Source organism: Flavobacterium sp. GCM10022190 (assembly GCF_042656445.1).
Taxonomy (GTDB): domain Bacteria; phylum Bacteroidota; class Bacteroidia; order Flavobacteriales; family Flavobacteriaceae; genus Flavobacterium; species Flavobacterium nitratireducens.
This window is the reverse complement of record NZ_JBHSOQ010000002.1, coordinates 320,603-342,476: the sequence shown is the minus strand read 5'-3', so window position 1 is coordinate 342,476 and position 21,874 is coordinate 320,603. Positions and strand designations below refer to the sequence as shown.

At 35.5% G+C, this 21,874-nt stretch carries 19 protein-coding genes; 7 read left to right on the top strand and 12 right to left on the bottom strand.

What is annotated here, in order from left to right:
• Positions 1-34 precede the first annotated feature (34 nt).
• Genes traM through ACFPTQ_RS08290 form a run of 8 tightly spaced genes read right to left on the bottom strand, consistent with a single transcriptional unit; the run spans position 35 to position 7,084 of the window.
• Complete coding sequence (gene traM, locus ACFPTQ_RS08325; protein WP_379776240.1) at positions 35-1,354, bottom strand: conjugative transposon protein TraM; 1,320 nt, start codon at positions 1,352-1,354, stop codon at positions 35-37.
• Positions 1,341-1,628, bottom strand: coding sequence for a nitrogen regulatory IIA protein (locus tag ACFPTQ_RS08320; RefSeq protein WP_379776237.1), 288 nt, complete (start codon positions 1,626-1,628; stop codon positions 1,341-1,343). The genes traM and ACFPTQ_RS08320 overlap by 14 nt, the downstream gene beginning before the upstream one ends.
• A gap of 11 nt (positions 1,629-1,639) precedes the next feature.
• On the bottom strand, positions 1,640-2,263 hold the full coding sequence (traK, locus tag ACFPTQ_RS08315; RefSeq protein WP_379776234.1) for a conjugative transposon protein TraK: 624 nt from the start codon (positions 2,261-2,263) through the stop codon (positions 1,640-1,642).
• A 20-nt stretch (positions 2,264-2,283) separates the two neighbouring features.
• Positions 2,284-3,276 (bottom strand): conjugative transposon protein TraJ, encoded by a 993-nt coding sequence (gene traJ / locus ACFPTQ_RS08310; protein WP_379776232.1) that lies wholly within the window; start codon positions 3,274-3,276, stop codon positions 2,284-2,286.
• 5 nt (positions 3,277-3,281) lie between these two features.
• Entirely contained in the window at positions 3,282-3,914 is a 633-nt protein-coding gene (locus ACFPTQ_RS08305) for a DUF4141 domain-containing protein (RefSeq protein WP_379776229.1), read from the bottom strand.
• 25 nt (positions 3,915-3,939) lie between these two features.
• The gene (locus ACFPTQ_RS08300; protein WP_379776227.1) at positions 3,940-6,438 is read right to left on the bottom strand and encodes a TraG family conjugative transposon ATPase; all 2,499 of its coding nucleotides are present in this window, start codon (positions 6,436-6,438) and stop codon (positions 3,940-3,942) included.
• Positions 6,435-6,767, bottom strand: coding sequence for a DUF4133 domain-containing protein (locus tag ACFPTQ_RS08295; RefSeq protein ID WP_379776225.1), 333 nt, complete (start codon positions 6,765-6,767; stop codon positions 6,435-6,437). The genes ACFPTQ_RS08300 and ACFPTQ_RS08295 overlap by 4 nt, the downstream gene beginning before the upstream one ends.
• 11 nt (positions 6,768-6,778) lie before the next feature.
• Positions 6,779-7,084, bottom strand: a complete 306-nt coding sequence (locus tag ACFPTQ_RS08290) for a DUF4134 domain-containing protein (protein WP_379776223.1) — start codon at positions 7,082-7,084, stop codon at positions 6,779-6,781.
• 275 nt (positions 7,085-7,359) lie between these two features.
• On the opposite strand from ACFPTQ_RS08290, the gene ACFPTQ_RS08285 reads away from it, so the two are divergent.
• The 3 genes from ACFPTQ_RS08285 to ACFPTQ_RS08275 all read left to right on the top strand — a co-directional run bounded on the left by ACFPTQ_RS08285 (position 7,360) and on the right by ACFPTQ_RS08275 (position 12,943).
• Positions 7,360-7,881, top strand: a complete 522-nt coding sequence (locus tag ACFPTQ_RS08285) for a hypothetical protein (protein ID WP_379776221.1) — start codon at positions 7,360-7,362, stop codon at positions 7,879-7,881.
• Positions 7,874-8,563 (top strand): hypothetical protein, encoded by a 690-nt coding sequence (locus ACFPTQ_RS08280; protein WP_379776218.1) that lies wholly within the window; start codon positions 7,874-7,876, stop codon positions 8,561-8,563. Before ACFPTQ_RS08285 ends, ACFPTQ_RS08280 begins: the two co-directional genes overlap by 8 nt.
• 126 nt (positions 8,564-8,689) lie before the next feature.
• Entirely contained in the window at positions 8,690-12,943 is a 4,254-nt protein-coding gene (locus ACFPTQ_RS08275; protein ID WP_379776216.1) for a hypothetical protein, read from the top strand.
• 80 nt (positions 12,944-13,023) lie between these two features.
• On the opposite strand, the gene ACFPTQ_RS08270 is transcribed toward ACFPTQ_RS08275, so the two are convergent.
• Genes ACFPTQ_RS08270 through ACFPTQ_RS08260 form a run of 3 tightly spaced genes read right to left on the bottom strand, consistent with a single transcriptional unit; the run spans position 13,024 to position 14,868 of the window.
• Complete coding sequence (locus tag ACFPTQ_RS08270) at positions 13,024-13,656, bottom strand: conjugal transfer protein TraD (protein WP_379776214.1); 633 nt, start codon at positions 13,654-13,656, stop codon at positions 13,024-13,026.
• A gap of 3 nt (positions 13,657-13,659) precedes the next feature.
• Complete coding sequence (locus ACFPTQ_RS08265) at positions 13,660-14,097, bottom strand: DUF3408 domain-containing protein (RefSeq protein WP_379776211.1); 438 nt, start codon at positions 14,095-14,097, stop codon at positions 13,660-13,662.
• A 3-nt stretch (positions 14,098-14,100) separates the two neighbouring features.
• Positions 14,101-14,868 (bottom strand): ParA family protein, encoded by a 768-nt coding sequence (locus ACFPTQ_RS08260; protein WP_379776208.1) that lies wholly within the window; start codon positions 14,866-14,868, stop codon positions 14,101-14,103.
• Positions 14,869-15,530: 662 nt separating this feature from the next.
• Here ACFPTQ_RS08260 and mobA point away from each other — a divergent pair.
• The 4 genes from mobA to ACFPTQ_RS08240 all read left to right on the top strand — a co-directional run bounded on the left by mobA (position 15,531) and on the right by ACFPTQ_RS08240 (position 19,662).
• A complete protein-coding gene (gene mobA, locus ACFPTQ_RS08255) occupies positions 15,531-15,974 on the top strand; it encodes a conjugal transfer protein MobA (protein ID WP_379776205.1) in 444 nt (147 codons plus the stop codon).
• On the top strand, positions 15,971-17,281 hold the full coding sequence (mobB, locus tag ACFPTQ_RS08250; protein WP_379776202.1) for a conjugal transfer protein MobB: 1,311 nt from the start codon (positions 15,971-15,973) through the stop codon (positions 17,279-17,281). Before mobA ends, mobB begins: the two co-directional genes overlap by 4 nt.
• Before the next feature lie 117 nt (positions 17,282-17,398).
• The gene (mobC, locus tag ACFPTQ_RS08245; protein ID WP_379776199.1) at positions 17,399-19,399 is read left to right on the top strand and encodes a conjugal transfer protein MobC; all 2,001 of its coding nucleotides are present in this window, start codon (positions 17,399-17,401) and stop codon (positions 19,397-19,399) included.
• Between the two features lie 86 nt (positions 19,400-19,485).
• The gene (locus ACFPTQ_RS08240) at positions 19,486-19,662 is read left to right on the top strand and encodes a histone H1 (protein WP_055091131.1); all 177 of its coding nucleotides are present in this window, start codon (positions 19,486-19,488) and stop codon (positions 19,660-19,662) included.
• A gap of 114 nt (positions 19,663-19,776) precedes the next feature.
• On the opposite strand, the gene ACFPTQ_RS08235 is transcribed toward ACFPTQ_RS08240, so the two are convergent.
• Positions 19,777-21,858: a type IA DNA topoisomerase gene (locus ACFPTQ_RS08235; RefSeq protein ID WP_379776196.1), complete on the bottom strand. Its 2,082-nt coding sequence runs from the start codon at positions 21,856-21,858 to the stop codon at positions 19,777-19,779.
• Positions 21,859-21,874: the final 16 nt, after the last annotated feature.

Below are 21,874 nucleotides of genomic sequence, written 5' to 3'. Positions count from 1 at the left end.
TTTCATGTTGTATAAAGTTTAAAAAATTGAATATTTATTTTTTAGAAACAAGAAATACTTGATGTCCTGCTTTGAGTGTTACTTTTGGAGTTCTCATTTTTTTAGAAAAATAGCCCGAAACACCCTGTACAAGTCCACGACTCAAATCGCCTGCTATTTGTTGTCCGGCAGAATTTGTCATCATAATACTACTTCCTGAAGTCTGTCCCATATTAGCAGCCATTTCTTTGAAAGCACTCATTTCGGGAGAATATGGCACAAACAAACCTTCTTGCCCATCCAGTCCATACACTATAATGTTAACCGGAATAATATTGCCATCCTGTTCTATCGAAGTAATTTTCATTTGGACACGTCCTTGTTGAATTTTTGAATTGGCTGTCAATACTGTTCCTTGCGGAATAATATGATTTCCTATTTTGGCTGATTCTAATAAACGTAGACGAACACTACTCTCCTCCGTTAGAAGCTGTGTTTGTTGCACAACAGCACGGATACTGTTTTTGGGCTGTAATTGTTGCTCGGTTTTTCCAACCGTATTAAATCCAAGGTTGTAATTTTCGCTCCAATTAGCAATAAATGTACTATCAGGAAGTACTCTATATAAGGAAGAAACTACATTTTTACTGGCAGGAACAAACGCAACAAAAGTTTCTTTTTGGTTTGATGAACCAGAAAGTACTGTATTTTGTTCTTTTGGCTGATCCCCTGAAACCGCATTAGTTGGAAGGTATTTTGCTGCCATCTGATAAGATTTCTCCATTAATTCCAATTGGCTTTCCACTGGATCAATTGGTGTCTCATTCTTTTTAGCCAATTGCTCTTTTAGCTCATCCAGTTGTTTATGCAGTTGTAATGTCTCCGAATTGTCATTCTGATAAAAAGTACCTAAGGTATGTTGTGCATTGCGATAACTATATAAGGAGGGATTCGTGTTTGTAGCTGTATTATTTGAAACTTCATTCTCATCTTCTGAAAGAACTGGAGTTGTACTATCTATATCGTCTTCTTTCCAATAATCAGAAAGAGATAATAGTGAATTTTGTTTTTCCAGATTCATTTGCTCCAACATTGCCTCCTCATAGGCTTTTTCCTTATCATCCTGCAAACCGTTATCAGTAGCTTGAGGAACCGAATCATTGAGACCTATATCTTGTGTCACTTTGCTATTCTCAGATGGTTTAAATATCAAATACATACATCCCAGAAATACCATCCCCATCAACGAAAAAATAAGTGGCTTTTTAAATTTATTGACTTTATTTAAACTGCTTTCCAGTACTATATCCGAAGAATTATCTTGACTACTATCTGTAACAAAGACGGTATTTTTTTTATTTTCATTTTCTTTCATGACTTTTGTTTTTTATGCTTTTTAACAATGAATCCTGCATCGATATAGCTGATTCTTTCTTTTTAACAACAGGATTTTCAATATGCTCGATAATTAGTCTTGGATTGGATTTCGCTGTATCATACCAAACCTTTAGAATTACAGCTATAGTTAGCATCAGATACCCCAGAAAACAGTATAAAAGATAATTGTACTGTTGCTGCACAGGAAGTTCCCTCCATTGTTTATCAAGCTTATCAAACCAAGTGTTTATATTTGCTCGTAGTTTTTTCATCTTAGCCGTTTTTAACGTTCCATAATTTCTACATCATTATTCTCAATTACATTGAACTTTTCTATATTGAAGCCTTGTGGATTGTTATCCGATCGAACTGAATTCACGAGGTAACATGATGTCACCAGATTACGCTTAGTTACATTACTGAATCTAATAATAAATTGCTCAGCATAAGTTCTCACAGCATACGGATAACTATCGAAATTGCATACCACACTATCTATTTCGATACGCTGTTGCACATTCCCTGAAATGATACGATTGTAATACCCTTTTTCAGACAAGTCTTTATAGTAATCGAAAGCACTTTTGTCTGCAAGATTAAATGCTCTTTTCATATTATTTTCTATAGCACTCTTGTCGGGTGCCAGGGTAAAGAAAAGTTCGTGAAAACGTCTGACGTGTTCCCTGGCTTCAACAGGACGATTGATAGAAGCATCCTGAGCAAGAGCCAGCATTAACGATTTACCATTATCCAACACATACACCTTTTGACGTTGCAGTTCTGCAAAGTGATACGATTGCCACACCGCATATCCGGTTACTCCAATACAGAACAATGCAAACACAATGGCATAAAGTCTGATTTGCCTGAAACTATTTTCGATATTTCTTAAGGTTCTAAATTCCATTTTACTGCTATTTAATATTATTACTTCATTAGTCTGCCTCCAATATTACCTGCAACTGCTCCTGTACCGGCTCCTACAATATTTCCTGTTTTTGTTGCAGTTTGGTTTACATTTCGCATAAAATTACCTGCTCCCCCAGCCTGAATAATCCAACCCGTTACTGTAGGAATTGTAAAATACCCAATGATGCCAATAATCATAAAGATGATATACACAGTGTTGGATGAATCAGGAATAAAATTGGGATCTGACAAACTTTCTATATCTTTCTGTAGTATTAAGGATTGTATCTTGGACAACATAGCACTAAAAAGATCAGAAACAGGCAACCAGAGATACACACTAATGTATCGGGTAAACCATTGTGTTAGTGTAGACTGAAATCCATCCCATACTGAAATGGCAAAAGCTATCGGTCCTAATATGGATAAGACAATCAGGAAGAAAGTCCTTATCGTATCAATAACCAGCGCAGCTGCCTGAAACAGTATTTCCAAAAACTCCCGAAAACCATCACGAATTTCCTTTTTAACTCCGTACATTTCCCTTTCCATGTACATTCCAGACATGGTAACTAAATCTGAAGGTGACCAACCCAGTTCATCGAGTTTTTTATCAAACTCTTCATCTGATACCAGATAAGCGGTTTCAGGGTTGCGAAGCATTGCTTCCCTTTCCAGTTGGTCTTTCTGCTGCTGTAAGGCATTCAAATCCAAAACTTGATTTTCTAAGATACTATGTGTCCCTTTTACCACAGGACTCAATACTGCATTGAGAGTACCTAAAACCATCGTTGGAAAAAACATAATACAAAGTCCCAAAGCAAAAGGTCTGAGGAGTGGAAAGACATCTATAGGTTCTGCACTGCTTAGTGCCTGCCACACTTTTAAAGCAACATAAAATAAAGCTCCTAATCCCGCTAGACTTTTAGCTACCGCCGCCATATCCGCTGAGAGTGGTATCATCTCATCATAGAGCGAGCGTAATACTTCATGAAGATTAGTAAATTCCATGATGATTACCAGTATTTTTGGTTAGCAGTCCCGTAAAGTTCCAATACTCTTTTACTGTTATTGGCTTTTTTAGCTCTTAAATAACTGACTGAAATGTTTTTGTTTGTAAAATAACGAACAAGATTGTGATACTCTTTTACTTCCTTATACACACCATCGATAATATCCATACGCTCTTTATCATTCAATGACAAAGTGGAAGCATTTACAATTTGTTTAAGCTCTTTCAATAGCTCAGTACTTTCATTAAGCAAAATGGAATACCCATTAGCAATTGCCGAAAGTTCCTGTGCATTGAAATTAGGATCGTTCATCATTTTTCCAAAATTCTTTACATAAATCTCAGAAACATCCCCTACAAGCAATACAGTCTGTTGTACTTTTCGGGCATCTTTTACCAGATTATTTACTGCCTTTAGTTTATCATAATACTCTTTTCCCTGATTATACACTTTTTGGACTTCCTTAAAGTTGTTAATCATATTGGTAGCTGTGGTAGAAGTCTGTACAATCTGTCTCGCTGTATTTACAATCCCCTGAGCCAAATTAGAAGGATCTGTTACCACCCATTGTGCTTTAACGGCTGGTGTGACAGCAAATAACATTACTGTACACACCATGAACATTAACTTTTTCATTGTTTTTTAATTTTTAAAATAATTACTATTTGTTTTCTTTTTTCTGAAGGACTATTTGTTTAATAGCATGTTCTACATTTCCATCCAGTTCTCCGGCAAGACGCATCACTTCCAACTTTTCGGTTTCTTCTGTGGTGTAAGCTAAATATTCCTCAAGACTCACTTCTGTGGCATATACTGCCGAATGAGTACCTCCCAAACCAATCCAAACTTCTTTGTATAACCGCCCGGGATCGTTATTCATGTTTATAGAAAGTACCTGTGCTTTTTCTTTTTCAGTGAGACCAAGCATGGCTTGTATATCATCAAATTTGTTCATGTATTTACGCTGATCCAACAGTATTTTACAATCCGAATTATTGATAATGCTTTCCTTTACAATGGGCGATTGGATAATGTCATCCACTTCCTGAGTTACTACTATGGCTTCTCCAAAAAACTTCCTTACCGTTTTAAACAGGTATTTGATGTACTCTGCCATTCCTTCTTTTGCAATAGCTTTCCAGGCTTCTTCAATTAAGATTAACTTCCGCACTCCTTTCAAGCGACGCATTTTGTTGATGAAAACTTCCATAATGATTATGGTTACAATCGGAAAAAGAATTTTATGATCCTTTATGGCATCTATTTCAAACACAATAAATCGTTTGGAAAGTAAGTCCAGTTGCTTATCCGAATTCAACAAATAATCGTATTCGCCTCCTTTGTAATAAGGTTCTAACACATTGAAGAAGTTGGCTAGATCAAAGTCTTTTTCCCGTACCTGTTTTTCTTCTAATATCTTTCTGTAATCACCCTTTACGTATTCATAAAACCCATTGAAAGAAGGCAATTCATCATCTTGTTTGATGCGTTCGATGTAACCACTCACAGCATTAGACAATGCCACTTCTTCTGAGCGGGTCGGTGGTTCGTCATCCCGTTTCCATAAGGTCAATATCAAGGTTTTGATACTTTCTCTTTTCTCTATGTCAAACACACCGTCATCGGTATAAAAAGGATTAAAGGCTATAGGATTGTCTTCTGTATAAGTGAAATAAACACCATCTTCCCCTTTTGTTTTTCCTTTGATGAGTTCGCACAATCCATGATAAGAGTTCCCGGTATCCACCAGCAGCACATGAGCACCTTGTTCATAATATTGTCTGACCATGTGATTGGTAAAAAATGACTTTCCTGAACCTGAAGGACCTAATATAAACTTGTTTCTATTGGTGATAATTCCACGCTTCATTGGTAAATCAGAGATGTCCAAATGAATGGGTTTGCCTGTAAGCCGGTCAGCCATCTTAATTCCAAAAGGCGATGGAGAACTTTGATAGTTGGTTTCCTCAGTAAAAAAACAGAGTGCGGGTTCTATGAAAGTATAAAAGCTTTCTTCACTCGGAAAATCTCCGGAATTCCCCGGAATTCCTGCCCAGTAAAGCGTGGCAACATCTGTAGTGTTGTGCCTAGGCTTGCATTCCATCAGTGCCAAAGCACTCCCAGTATCGTTCTTTAACTGTTTTAGTTCGACAGGATCTTCTGACCAAGCCATCACATTGAAATGTGCCCGAATAGAAGAAAGTCCAAAAGAATGTGCTTCGTTCAAATAGCGTTCTATCCATTCTTTATTGATTTGATTCGCTCTGCTGTAACGTGCCAATGAGTGCATGTTTCTTGCTGATTTCTCAAACTTACGCAGGTTATCTTCGCTGTTATCCAGAAACAAATACTGATTGTAAATGTGATTGCAACTTAACAACAATCCAACTGGAGCGGCAAAAGACAATAGACAATCACTTCTGTCTGTGGACAATTTTTCATAACGGGTATTTGCCGTTACATTTCTGGGTAAATCGTCTGTATCTGATAAGTTGTGCAGGCAAAGTCTTTTGTTTCCAATGCGCACTTCTTCAGCTCCCAGAGCAATGTCTTGCATCGGTGTTCCATATTCCCTTGAAAGCGTTAGGTATTGTTCTAATATTCCTTGCTTGTCCTCTGTTCCGAGGATGTCCTCTTCGCTTAATCGTTCTAGTTTTACAAAACCACTGTCATTTACGATTCGTTCAAACTGTGTTACGGCTTCCATAAAACGATGAATTGTTTCTTTATCCCTTATTTCTTTTGGAATAAGTACCCCTTTGCAAAGCGAAGAGAAATTACTCTGCATTCGCATACGTTCCTTAGTCGTTTTAGTTAGAAATAAGTAGCAATAGTGATTCAGAAACGGACGCTCATTAAAATGTTGCTGGTAGGATTTTGCTAAAAAACTTAAATCTTCCTGAGCAATATCAGGAGCGTAATTTTCCTTGATATACCAATCCTGTTTGTGTATCACCGTAAAATCGGGCAAAGTCTTAATAGCCTTATGCCAAGCGGAATGAATCGCTTCATATTCCGCAGAAGCCACTGTGAAAAGCTCTGGAAGTGCTACCCGAAAACAAGCGGTGATATCCGCATCCTTTGAGATAATGCAATTATTTTCTACCGCTAGCAATGGAAACTTACTTTCCAATGTAGTCGCTTTTGATTTATTTCTCATGCGTTCCTGGATTTAGTTTTAAACTTGAAATAACGGTGGATAGCCTTTCGGCAAATGATGTAATGAGGATGCCGTTTATGAGCACTTATTTTCACTAAGCCGTGTTCGCCATACTTTTTGTTCAAAGAGAAAGTCTGCCACACAATTAGAGAGCTTCCTCCTGTTCCAATAAACAGACAGATAAAGGAATTGACTCCTGTCATGTACAAAATCATTACCAGAATAAGAATCCCAAGCAATCCACCAGCGAAAATGAAAAGGTATTGTGCTTTCAATCCCTTAAACTCTACCGCCCTCCCAATACCTTTGTTGATGTTGTAAGTACTCATCAGCCAAAAGATTAAAGGAAGAAGGAGCGTAAAATAGTAGCCGATACAATCAAGAAAATACAAGCTCCAAACCAGCTTGCTGCGGTCTTACTCGTATCAGGATCACCACTGCTGAATTTGTTATACACCTTAACACCTCCGATTAGTCCAACTACTGCTCCGATGGCGTAAATAAGCTGAGTTGCAGGATCAAAATAAGAGGTTACCATTTGGGTAGCCTCGTTGATTCCTGCAGAACCGTTCCCTTGTGCGAATGCGCCAAAAGCTGACAGCATAGCCATAGCCATCAGTAAAACTTTTTTTCTTTGTTTTTCCATGATTTAAATGAATTTATTTGTTAGACATTCCTGCTCATTGCAGGATTTGATGTCAAATGTCTTATGGAAACAGGAAACTAGTAATGAGCTGTCTTTAAGTGGAGTTATTTGGCAGAAGAAGACGTAATCATTTACTTTATGAAATAAAAATCATTAAATTTGAGCAAACAAATATTTTACATATCGCAAATCGCAATATGCAATATTACACAGTAAAAGATTGTTTATTGTAAATTTTATAACTAATATTGCATATCGCAATATGAAATATCAGAATGGCACAAGCAAAAAATAATCTCAAACCGCAAGACATTGTAATTTTGTTAAAAATCATTGCATTAGGTGAAAAATCCTGGTTTCACCATACTATTGCTCAGGAATTGGGTATGAGTCAATCGGAAGTTAGTCAGTCTTTAAATCGTTCCAAATATGCAGGACTAATTGATGATGCCAGAAAAAAAGTAAACAAAATTGCTTTTAATGAATTTTTAATTCATGGTGTATGCTATGCTTTTCCGCAGCAACCAGGAGCATTAGTTAGAGGTATTTTAACAGCTCATTCAGCGGAACCTTTAAATAAAATAATTCAGGCAACTGATAAATATGTTTGGCCATATGCAAAAGGTTTAGACCGTGGCCAGGCAATAGAACCTTTATACCCTACTCTTGTAGCAGCTTCATTAAAAGACAAAGATTTATACGAATTATTAACTTTAGTTGATGCCATTAGAGTGGGAAGAGTAAGAGAAAAAGAAATGGCAAAACGAGAATTAGAAAAACGAATACTGAATGCATAATAAAGTAATCAATCTGGCATTAGTAGCTCAAGTGGCGAAAGGTTTAAAGGAATTAAATGAAAAGATGGTCTTCATTGGAGGGGCAGTAATTAGCTTATATACAGATGACCCGGCTGCAGAAGAAATTCGTCCTACTTCTGATATAGACATGACCATTAATTTAGCTAATTATTATGAATGGACACAAATGCAAGAACGATTAGCAGAACTTAATTTCTACCCGGATCCTCAGGGACAATCCATATGTTCGTATCAGTTTGAAAATATAGCAATAGACATTATGCCTGCTGACGACAGTAGTATTGGAATATCTAATAAATGGTACAAGCCCGGATTCAAATACCTGCAACAAATAGAATTGCCCGAAGGAATTAAAATCAACGTATTACCATCACCTTATTTTCTGGCTACCAAATTAGAAGCTTTTAAAGACAGAGGGCAAAATGACTTTTACGGAAGTCACGACTATGAAGACATCATCTATATGATTGACAATAGAACAACAATAGTCGAAGAAATACTAGCAAGTGAAGTCGATTTGAAACAATACATCAAGCAAGAACTTACAGCTATTAAAAACCATCCACAAGCAAACGAAATTTTAGCCATGCACATCCATCCGTTAATTAGGGAGGAACGGTTTCAGATGTTGATGGAGAAAATAGAACAAATCATAAAATAAACAAATTCTTTCAATAATAGTTTTCAGCGCTTAGGAACAAAACACCATAAAAATATCGTATTTCAGAAAAAAGGATTCAATATAATAGCTTCGGAAGAAACACAAAACATTCTCAACAAAATAGAAATGGCAGTAAACTGGAACAATATACGTCCACTAAATAACAGTCTCAATGATGGCTTTGAAGAATTAGTATGCCAATTGGCCGCAAGAGAAATTATTTCTGATCAGAAAACGTTTTGGAGGATGGGTAAACCTGATGGTGGAAAAGAATGTTACTGGTATTTCAAAAATGGTGATTTACATATGTGGCAGGCTAAGTATTTTACAACAAGTTTGACGGCTACCCAATGGACAGAAATTGATAAATCTATCATCACCGCTATCGACAATCATCCGAAACTTAAAAAGTATTACGTTGCTATTCCTATTGACATGCCCGATGGAAAGGTTAAAGGAAAAACTTCTATGTTGGATAAATGGAAATCGAGTATAGTCAAATGGCAAGATTATGCTAACAAAAAAGGCATTGATTTGACATTTGATTTTTGGGGTAGCTCTCAACTAATAACAAGACTTGCTAAAAAGGAAAACGAAGGATTGAAATATTTTTGGTTTAATCAGGAGGAATTTCTTGATTCATGGTTCAATTATAAAAATCAGGAAAGTACTCTCGCTTTAGGAGCAAGATATACGATCGATTTAAATATCGAATTACCTATCGCTAAACTTTTTGACGGGCTAGCCAGAGATGAAAATTTCAAAACACAATCAGACGAAAGCTATACTACTTTTATCGAAAAATATAGAAATATCCGTATAAGTACAGATGACGTTGTACTCACAGAAAACCTTAGTAAATTAGAGCAAAGAATAAATATTATCAAAAAGGAGTATCTCAGTATAAATTTTGAAGGTTGTAATGATTTAGGATTTGATGACATTTTAGAAGAAATTGAAATGGCGTCTGAACTAACAGATAAAATACTAACCCGATTATATGTCATGAGATCGGAGAAAGAAAAGGCTATTAAAGATGTCTACAATCGTCCTTTTACCTCTGAATTAAATACAGTCGATAACTTTTTTTCAGCAATAAATAACTACAAAGACTTTTTACAGAGTGACACTGTTTTCTTAGGTAACAATCCATACTTGTTGCTAATTGGTGATGCAGGTATTGGAAAATCACATTTACTGGCTGATATAGTAAAAAAGAGAAATGAGAATCAGTATAAAAGTCTTTTCTTACTGGGTGAAAATTTTTCAAACAAAGACTTACCATGGACACAGATTTTAAACAACCAACTACGCATTTCTGGTATTGATGAGCTCGTCTTTTTAAGTGCCCTAAATTCTCAGGCAGAAAGTGTGCAAAAAAGGACAATAATCTTCATTGATGCTATTAATGAAGGAGAAGGTGTATACATCTGGCCTAATCGATTAAAGTCTTTTATCAATTCGTTTAAAGCATTTCCATGGCTCGGATTGGTAATAAGTTTACGGTCTTCTTATGAACGTTTGATTGCACCTACTTCCGAATTCGATGAATCAATCATTTTAAGAGTTGAACACTATGGTTTTGCAGACAACGAATATGAAGCAACAAAACGTTTTTTTGAACATTATGGTCTAGTTGAGCCAGGAATTCCAATACTAAATCCTGAATTTCACAATCCATTATTCTTAAAATTGTTTTGTAAATCAATAAAAGCAAAAGGACTTACTCAAATGCCAGCCGGAGTTGACGGAATAACTTCGATAATTGATTTTTATCTTGATAGCATTAACACAAAACTCTCAACTGTGACTGAACTTCATTTTGATGAAAACACGAAATTAGTTCAAAAATCGGTCAACACAGTTCTTTCAAAAATGGTCGATGCAAATCAAGAATATATTTCTTACGAAGATGCAAATATTGTAATTAATTCCATATTTTCAGGAAACTGCTACAAACCTGAACCGTTTCTAAAGAAGCTGCTTTCAGAAGGTATCTTCAATAAAGATCTGAGGTGGTCAGATAGCGGACAAGAATTCGAAATAATATACTTTGCATACCAAAGGTTTCAAGATCATCTTACAGTATCGATGCTACTGGACAGGCATCTAGATATGGAAAATCCAAAAAAATCATTTGAAAGCGGAAAGCTGTATGATTTAACTAAAGACGATATAAAATGCTGGGAAAACCAAAATTTGGTTGAAGCATTAACAATTCAGCTTCCCGAAAGAACTGGTAAAGAGATATTTGAACTGGCTGAACATCTAAAACCAATTTATCCAATTGCAGACGCATTTTTAAAATCTTTAATCTGGCGAAAATCAGATTGTATTGGTGATAGTGCCAAAGATTTTGTGAATGATGTTATTATAAAAGAAGAAGAATTATTTCACAGTTTTTTAGCCACGGTCGTTTCGACATCAATGAAACCCGAATTCTATTTTAACGCTGAAAGTTTGCATAATTTCCTAAGCGGTTTTACAATGCCTGAAAGAGATGAAATATGGTCTATTTGGCTTCAAGATAAATACGGAGATAACAGCAGCACAAATGCAATAAGTCGTCTAATAAATTGGGCTTGGAAAGAAGATGATAAATCGCATATTAAAGATGAAGCTATATTGTTAGCTAGTACAACGCTATCATGGTTTTTATGTAGCGCTAATCGATACCTCCGTGATGGTGCCACTAAAGCTTTAATTTGTCTGCTAGAAAATCGGATACATCTGCTTCCTATACTTTTAGAAAAATTCAAAGATGTCAACGACCCTTACATACTTGAAAGAATTTATGCTGTATCTTATGGGTGCGCACTGAGATCTGGAAAAAATCAGAATTTAACTGAATTATGCAATTATATTTATAAAACTATTTTTAATAAGAATAAAATAGTACCTAATATTTTGCTTAGGGACTATGCTAGAGGTGTAATTGAATTTGCCTTGTTTCACAATGTTAAACTAGACTTTGATACTGCTAAAATTCGGCCTCCCTATAAAAGCAAACCACTTCCATTAAAATATCCGTCTAACAAAGAAATCGATGATAAATATGCTCCTAAAGGAGAGGAAGGACATTACGGTAATAGTCAATGGGGAACTACCGCTATTCTTAGATCAATGACCACAGAATATGGTCGTAAAACTGGCGGTTATGGTGATTTTGGGAGATATACTTTTCAAAGTGCGATGAGGAATTGGAAAGTAAATTACGATGGGTTAAGCAATTATGCCATTGTGAGAATTTTTGAACTAGGCTACGATCCCAAAATATTTAGTGAATTCGACATCCATCAGGGTTCTGGAAGAGGCAGTGGTCACATGGAGCGAATTGGAAAAAAATACCAGTGGATAGTATTGAATGAATTGTTGGCAAGAGTATCAGACCAATGTGAGTTGTTAGATGAATCTCAATGGTATAAAAAGGAAAAGAGTATACCATATGATGGACCATGGCAACCTAACGTTCGTGACATTGATCCAACAATGATAATTAAAGAAACCAAAGCCGAACGGTATAAAACATATACTCCTAATTGGTGGTTCAATACCATCTACAACGATTATGATGCGTCGGTGAAAGATTGGCTCATATCAACAGATAATTTACCTGCTCCATCGGATATTTTAGAAGTGACAGATCCAGAAGGGAACAAATGGTTATGGCTTGACATCGATTCAAATTGGTCAGAACCAGAAACTCTTGGCGAGGATAAATATGATAGTGTCCGCAAGAAACTTGCTTACTGGGTATCAAGTTATTTTGTTAGGAAAAATGATTTGACAAAAATTGAAAAGAACCTTAAAGGTGATTTTTTTCGTAGTGACCTTCCCGAAATCAGAACGATGACCCATGTATTCTCAAGAGAATATTACTGGTCTGAAGCTTTTGCGTTCCATAATAAGCCATACTACAACGGTGATGAATGGATTGAGGTTTACAACAGGAAAAGCGATAAGTTAATTGGTGATTTTCATCGTACAAGTGAGTATTTTTTATGGGAAGAAGAATATGATTGCTCAAAAACAGATTCTATTTACTACCATAAGCCTGTTCAAAAAATTAAGGAAGGACTTAAATTGGAATTTTCTCAAAATGAAGGTGAACTAGTAGATAGTAATGGTGAACTTATTTGTTTTGATCCATCAGTAAACAACAAAAGTCTTATGGGATTACTCGTCAGAAAAGACAAGTTAATCGAGTGGTTAAAAAAAGAAGATTTAGTATTACTCTGGAATGTTAGAGGAGAAAAGCAGATTCTTGGCGATTGGCACTGGAAAAAAGGGGAATATTTAGGACAACTATATTTATCTGGTTTGTACAAGTTAGAGAATCAGGAAATAAAAGGAAAATTAGATTCTTTAATAAAAAAGTGACAAATCGATTAAAGTAATTGCCCCTAATGAAAGTCCATTTTGCAATCAAAAACTTAAAAACAAAAAAAAGGAGCTTGTTATCACACAAACTCCCCAATATCAAAATCCTCGAAATCATTTTTCCGCAAAGAGGAAGAACTAGTTTCTGTTTCAGAAGAAAGGCTACTGTCTAATAACTCGGCTATTTTACGGGAAGCACTTTCCATAGAATTTTCCAGTAGGTCGAATAATTCGGTTCCTTGTATTTTCTGAACTATAGCAATTGCTTTTTCCTTTTGAGAGGGCTCCAAATTTTCTTTTTGCAGCAGCATCTCCACCGAGCTTAGTTCTTCAAAGGTAACACCTTGGGCAAAACCGTTATCACCATCGGATATTCCATAACTATTCCATTCTTCTGCCTCGTCCTCAAAATCAGGTATATTTCTGAAAACTTCGTCCAGCTCTTCCTGCGGAATTTGCTTATCAATATCTTGATCATCAATTTCAAAATCAAAATTATCCGTTTTATCTTTCTGCTTTTTCTTTTGACTTTCATTGGCATTGTTTGACACTGAAAGACTTCTTTGAGTTTTGGGCTGCCCCATAATATGGAGTAGCTTTGGATTATTTTTTTTCTGTGTTGGCTTTTGCTCCACTCCTATCTTGATAACAATCTTATCCTGCAAAAGAAGAAAAATTACAATCAATAAACATATCACAATTACTATTTCCATAACTTATAAAATAGGTTTGTATTTATCATTAAAACTCCTAATTATCTGCTCGCCAAATTCCTGAAAATGGTATTTCAACAAATTATCTAAATAAGCATAAATAGTTATCTTGTCTTCACCAATCACCTGAACAATACGGGATAATTTTTCGTGAAAATCGGGCCTGATATAGACCGTTTTTCCATCACGGGCATTGGTATCGGGTCTCTTAAAAAAAATACTCTCGTAATCCAGTTCACTGGTCTTTTTGGTTCTGGTCTTTTCTTTAATTTCTGATTTCACAGGTGATAATTCTATAGGCTTAAAATTTTCCTTTTCTGATTCTTCAGTCAGTTCTGATGGAAGCTGTAAACCTTCTTTTTTTATGCCGTCCACCATCAGGTTCATCATCAACTCCTCGTTAATTTCAGGAGTGGTTTTTCTCTTATTATCTTTCTCCATAAACTACAATTGAATGATTTTTAAAAATTCGTTTACAAATAAATCTAACTGACAAGCTTTCATTAAACGTTCATCTGGAGGCATAACTGTAGAGCGAAATACAGTTTTACTATCCTCTTCACTTTCTTTACGAAAACGGGTGCTATTCTTAACTTGACTTTGCATCAGGCTTAATCCCAATTGTTCTATAAGTTGGTTATAAACATCATATAAGGGTGTACTTTCCCTGCCATCCACCTGATTCCAAAACAGGTTAATGGTTTCTATGGAAGTCGTCCCTTTTTTCATAATCACATCCTGTAAAAGCTGGGTAAAAACGAGTGTACTTTCCATCACCAAACGATCGGCTGTAATAGGCGTAAAAATGTGGTGCATTCCAGCCAATGCTTTGAGTATACCGGGAGTGTTTACCGTTCCTGGAAGGTCGAAAAATACAACATCAATAGGAACTGAAGAGGTATTCAAAAATTCATGAGCTGCTTCCAATACACTTTCTGCCTTGTGTTGCATAATGGGATAGGCTTTTTTGTTAATGGTGGTAAATTGTTTGTACGCCAATTTTTTCAAATGCTCATTTTCCATTACCATAGCCAGATCACGGGATTTCATTTTCATCAAACTGTGTTGTGGAAAATCGGCATCAAACACGGCAACATTGTAGTCCAATCGATAGTGCATCGTACTGGCAATAAGTGTTGTAAATGTACTTTTTCCGACACCACCCTTTTGAGAAGAAAAGGCAATAAATACTGTTTTGTGTTTTGCATTCATATTTTAACGGTTTTAATTATTTATATATCTAATTACTCATGTATTTATATCAGTAGTTATTTACTCATTACTGCATTTAGGTTTGTCACTCTGTTCAGAATTATATAGTTAGGCAAGTACTTAACAAGCTTTTTACCTATTCGAATATGCCTTTATAACTGTATGTACATGAATAGGTATTTATCAACTTATTTATATTCGTATAACTGTACTTTTCTACATTTCTATTTCTGTAAGTACGTTGTTACCTGCATAGCTAACTATGTCCTTATGTCTATTTATAAGTACAAAGAAATACAGCTATGTATTTGCTTTTATTCTCGTGGTAGTAATTGGCACTAACTGGTAATTCTTGGCTATTCTTCACACTATAATGATTATGTTTTCAATCATTTACTTTGTATAAAACAGTAATCTGATAAATCGATGGAAAGATCAAATCAATATTTGGACAGCAACTGGAACGGCCTTAAGCCGTTTTTCCCTGCCTTATTAAATCCGGTTCGCCGACAGGCGGACGGATTATCTGTTCACCAGAACAGAGCAAGTTGTGTTTTGAGGCACTCGAAATAAATTCCGTGCCTCAAAACAACTTGCCCTTGCAGGAAGCTTGAAAAACCCTCCGAAGTCGGTGTTTTGTGAAATTTACAAATGGATTAGTGATGAATGAACAACAGAACAACAAACAGCACAAAGGTGGCAGGAATCCCAAAAAGAATCCGAGCATTCATCGTTATGTTTTTCGTTTAACAGACGAAGAAAATGCCAAATTTCTTTCCCTTTATGAAGCTTCAGGAGTTGATAATAAAGCAAACTTTATCACTTCTGTTCTATTTGAAAGGCAAATAAAAACCGTAAAAATTGATATGGCAGCTATGGATTACTACATGCGATTAACCACTTTGTATGGTCAGTTTCGTGCCGTTGGTGTGAATTATAATCAGATTGTGAAGATATTGTACCGTAATTTTTCCGAAAAAAAAGCAGCCGCTTATCTGTTTAAATTAGAAAAACAAACAACAGAATTAGCAAAATTATGCCGTGACATAATACAGTTGACCGAGGAATTTGAAGTAAAACATTTGATTAAAAATGAGAAAAAATGATAGCAAAGATTGGTCGTGGAGCAAATATCATTGGTGCACTTTCCTATAACCAACTCAAAGTTGACCAGGAAAACGGAGCAATATTGGCAACGCATAGAATACGAGAAACAGTCAATGGAAATTATACTATTACTCAATTGTATCACTCATTTGAACCTTACCTAATTGCAAACAAACGAACGGAAAAACCCGTGCTGCATATTTCTCTCAACCCTGATCCGAGAGACAAGGTAAATGATGAAAATTTCAAAAAAATAGCAAAAGATTATATGGAACGTATGGGTTATGGAGACCAGTCTTATGTAGTTTTTAAACATACCGATATTGAACGAACTCACATTCATATTGTATCAATCTGTGTAGATCGTAACGGTAAAAAACTACCAGACAACTATGAAAAATTACGTTCCATGGATGCCTGTCGTGCTTTGGAACAAGAATATAAACTAATACCTGCAACAGAAAAAACACCTAATCCTAAAGAAGAAGTTTTCAGACCGCTTGACTACAAGGCAGCTAATATAAAAAGCCAAATAGCCTCGGTCGTTCGACATTTACCAAAGTATTATCACTATCAAAGCTTAGGGGCTTATAATGCCTTACTTTCTCTTTTTAATATTACCGCAGAAGAAGTAAAAGGAGAATTACACGGACAACCCAAACAAGGATTAGTCTATTCCGCGCTGAATGAACAAGGAGAAAAAGTAAGTAATCCGTTTAAAGCTTCTCGCTTTGGTAAACAGGCAGGATTTGATGCTTTACAAAAACATTTCGAGCAGTCAAAAGAAAAAATGAAAGCTGAACTGGCAAAAGAAATCCTAAAAAAGACAATAGAAGTTGGAATCCATACCACCTCCAATGAAACCGAATTCAAGAAACAACTGCTTGAACAAGGTATCAACACTGTAGTTCGTAGAAATCACGAAGGACGTATTTACGGAATTACGTTTATTGACCATGAATCCCGCAGCGTTTGGAACGGATCACAATTGGGTAAAAACCTTTCTGCTAATATTTTTAATGATTGTTGGAACGAAAAAACCACTCAAAAACGCCAAGATGGAATACATGACAATATAAAGATTACATCTCCCGAAAGCACTAACAGTACAAAACCGGAAACAGAAAAACCACATGCTCTTTTTAATTTCCTTGATAAGAGCCAATCAACTCAATCTAATACTGATTTTGGTTTTATCGAAAGCCTTGGTAGTTTATTACCAGAAGCACAAGCAGAGGATTATGAAGAACAGGATTTTGCTAACAAAATGAAGAAAAAACGCAGAAGAAACGGTAATAATAAATAGGATTCCAATTTAAGTTTTCTATAGACAAATAACGCCAATAAAAGCCATTTGAAGATCGTTCGTTTTAAAGATTTTCCTTAACTCCTAAATTCAACAACAATTTTTAATTATGCCAAAATGCAAGGAGAAGACGATTTAAGAGGACTAGCCAAAATAATGGCTTTTATACGTGCAGTAAGTATACTTCTGGTACTAATGCACTTTTACTGGTTTTGTTACAGCTTTTTTCTAGAACGAAATTGGACATTACCAATCATCAATAAGATATTAGCTAATTTCCAACGAACAGCAAGTCTATTCTCTCATACCTTATATACCAAACTTTTTGCATTGCTTTTACTGGCGTTAAGTTGTTTGGGAACAAAAGGAGTAAAAAATGAAAAAATTACCTGGACCAAAATCTACATAGCTTTAATCATCGGTTTTATACTTTTCTTTCTAAATACATTTTTACTACAGATATCTCCAAAATTAGCGACTTTATTATACATTCTGACAAGCTCGATAGGTTACATTGCTTTGATGATGGCTGGTGTATGGATTAGTCGTTTACTTAAAAACAATCTGATGGACGATGTTTTTAATAACGAGAACGAAAGTTTCATGCAAGAAACTAAATTAATGCAAAATGAATATTCGGTTAATCTTCCAACTAAATTTTATTACAAAGGCAAATGGAATACAGGTTGGATCAATGTTGTAAATCCGTTCAGAGCCTCCATAGTGTTGGGGACACCAGGATCCGGTAAGAGTTATGCCATTATAAATAATTACATCAAACAGCATATCGAAAAGGGATTTTCGATGTACATCTATGATTTCAAATTTGATGATCTTTCAACCATAGCTTATAATCATTTGTTAAAGCATACCGATAAATATACCGTGAAACCAAAATTTTATATAATCAATTTTGATGACCCAAGAAGGAGCCATCGTTGTAATCCCATCAATCCAAATTTTATGACAGACATCTCTGACGCTTATGAATCGGCTTATACCATAATGCTTAACCTCAACAGAAGTTGGATACAAAAGCAGGGAGACTTTTTTGTTGAATCTCCGATAATTCTGTTGGCCGCTATCATCTGGTTTTTGAAAATCTATGATAATGGGAAGTACTGCACATTCCCTCATGCTATTGAATTGCTAAACAAGAAATATGTAGATGTATTTACGATCCTTACTTCCTATCCTGATCTCGAAAACTACCTATCTCCTTTTATGGATGCTTGGCAAGGTGGAGCACAGGATCAATTGCAAGGACAAATAGCTTCGGCCAAGATTCCTTTATCCAGAATGATTTCACCTCAACTCTATTGGGTAATGACTGGTGATGATTTTTCATTAGATATCAACAATCCTAATGAACCTAAAATACTTTGCGTGGGCAATAATCCGGATAGACAGAATATCTATTCTGCGGCACTTGGCTTGTACAATTCGAGGATTATAAAACTAATCAATAAAAAAGGACAATTAAAAAGTTCGGTTATTATTGATGAGTTGCCAACCATCTATTTCAGAGGATTGGATAATCTGATTGCTACAGCCCGAAGCAATAAGGTAGCAGTTTGTTTAGGCTTTCAGGATTATTCTCAATTAACACGCGATTACGGTGACAAAGAAAGTAAGGTTATCCAAAATACAGTAGGTAATATCTTTAGCGGACAAGTGGTAGGAGAAACTGCCAAAAGCTTGTCAGAACGTTTTGGGAAAGTGTTACAGAAACGACAAAGTATGACCATCAATAGAAACGATAAATCCACTTCCATATCCACACAATTGGACAGCCTTATACCTGCTTCAAAAATTTCCACATTAACACAAGGAATGTTTGTGGGAGCTGTTTCTGATAACTTTGATGAACGTATTGAACAGAAAATTTTCCATTCCGAAATAGTAGTAAACAATGAAAAAGTAGCTACAGAAACCAAGGCTTATAAAAAGATACCTGAGATTTTATCTTTCGTTGATGAAAATGGTGAAGATAAAATGAAAACCGAAATTGAAGCCAATTACAGGCAAGTAAAACAAGATATTGTTCTAATAATTGAAAGTGAATTGGAACGTATCAAGAATGATCCTGACTTAAAGCATTTGCTACAAGAGAGTTAGAAAATTAATTATGAAAAATTCTTTTATCAGGATTAGATTTCAATAGTAATTTCTATTTTTACAATTGGTATAAAATAAAATCACCTATGAAAGAACTAATCGAAAAAATCGCTACAGAATTTGAAACATTCAAATCGGATGCAGAATTACAAACAGAAAAAGGAAATAAAGCAGCAGGAACCAGAGCTCGTAAAGCTTCTCTGGAAATAGAAAAGCTTTTAAAAGAATTCAGAAAAACTTCTTTAAACGAGTCAAAAAAATAAAATCAAAATGGCTGTCTCATACTTTGAAACAGCCATTTTTTTAAAGTTTTATAACTCGGATCAAATCCGAAAGCAATCAATGAATTAACGCCCTTTTTAAATAAAAAGAATTCTCTATTTGCTTTTTTTCTTTTCAGGAAAAGTAAAAGCGGTCTCCCCTTTTTCATCCATTTCGATATAAGCGTCGAATTTTTTCCCGGATTTACTGGTCATACCTTTGAGGAGATTGGTTCTCCCCTTAGTTATCAATGTTTCCAAGTCTAAAAAGCTTAACTGTATGCCGCATATATTTCGGAACTGAACCCAATTACAGCTTTCATCTAGACATTTCATCAATTTATCCCGAATCACTAATTTCTGAATTTTACATCTTGGACAAATTAGTTGGGGTTGTTTTTCTTTTTCAACAGACAAAGCGAGTATTTCTTGTGAGATAGTCTTGGTATAATCTTCCATCCCTTTTTGAAATACTGCAACATCTACTTCATTGTTTTCGATTTTTTGCAAAGCTAGTTCCCAATCTGCTGTCATAGCGACATCAGCAATCTTTTTGTCCTTTACCCATTCGTAAACCTTTAATCCTTTTTCTGTAGGTAACAAAAGTTTTTTATCGCGTTTGATATACTCTCTTTTAAAAAGTGTTTCGATAATAGCTGCTCTTGTTGCCGGAGTTCCAATTCCTATTCCTTGCAAAGCCTTTCGCTCTTGTTCATTTTCAATCTGATTAGCTGCATTTTCCATTGCTCCCAATAAGCTAGCCTCGGTATAAAGGATTGGTGGTTTGGTTTGTTTCTCTAAAACTTTAGCTTCTTTTATCTTTAACTCATCCCCTACTTTTAGTTCCATTAAATCCTGGACGGGATTGTTATCCTCATCGATAAAACTTCCCTTAATGAATCTCCAACCTGCATCAATAATTTTACATCCTTTTAGTGAAAAATCATAATGTGCCACTTGCAAAGCAACATCTGTTATTTCTTTGATACAAACAGGAGACACGGCTTCAAAAAAACGATAGGCAATCATTTCATAAATGGCTTTCTCTTTTGCTGCTAAAGCCGAAGGTATTTTATCAGTAATCAATAAACCATGATGATCGGTTACTTTTAGATCGTTAACGATGCGTTTATTCAAACGTCCTCTTTTCATTTTAGGCACTACTCCTCTAAACTTATCCATTTCTTCTAATACCCTTATTAAATTGGGAATTTCTCCCCACATATCCTCGGGAATATATTTACTCCCTGTACGTGGATAGCTAATAAATTTCTTCTCATAAAGACTTTGGGCAATAGTAAGAGTTTCCTCTGCTGAAAAATTCAGTTTTATATTAGCCTCCTTTTGTAATGCTGTAAGATCAAATAGTAACGGTGGTTGTTCATTAACAATCTTCTTTTCAAATGTTGTTACCGTAGCTATTCCATGTCGTTGAGTGAATTTCAGTGCATGATGAGCCTGTTTACTATCATCCCATTTGGTTAAAGAAAGGCTTTTGAAATCAATAAAATCCTTTCGGTGCTCTAACTCAATTTGCCAATATTTCTTAATTGTGAATGCTGTATTTTCTATGAACCTTTTACAAATAAGTGCTAATGTTGGGGTTTGCACTCTCCCTAAAGAATAAACACCTGCTCCGGCAGCAATGGTTAACGCTTGTGAAGCGTTGATACCTACTAACCAATCAGCACGGCTTCTTCCTAAGGCCGCTGAGTACAATCCATCAAATTCCTTTCCTGATTTTAGCGTTTCAAATCCCTTGAGAATTGCTTTTTCTGTCAATGAGCTTATCCATAATCTTTCAAAGGGTTTGTTGCATTTTAGATATTCATAAATGTAACGGAAAATCAATTCCCCCTCACGTCCGGCATCTGTGGCTACAATAATACTTCCACAGTTGTTTAAAAGCTTTTCAATGATTTTCAATTGTTTCAATGCTGTTGTATCTGGAACATAGCCATCAGTTGCCTTTATTTTACGCACAGTTAGTAAGAATGGATTAGGTAATATCGGTAAGCCTTTTTTTTGAAACCCTATAATTCCATAATCTTCGGGCATAGCCAAGGTGACTAAATGTCCAAATGCCCAGGTCACCTGATACCCATTACCCATCAAATAACCTTCTTTCTTCTCTCTGGCTCCTAACAGGCTGGCTATTTCGCGGGCAACGCTCGGTTTTTCTGCAATTACTACTTTCATTCGATTGAGTCTTTAG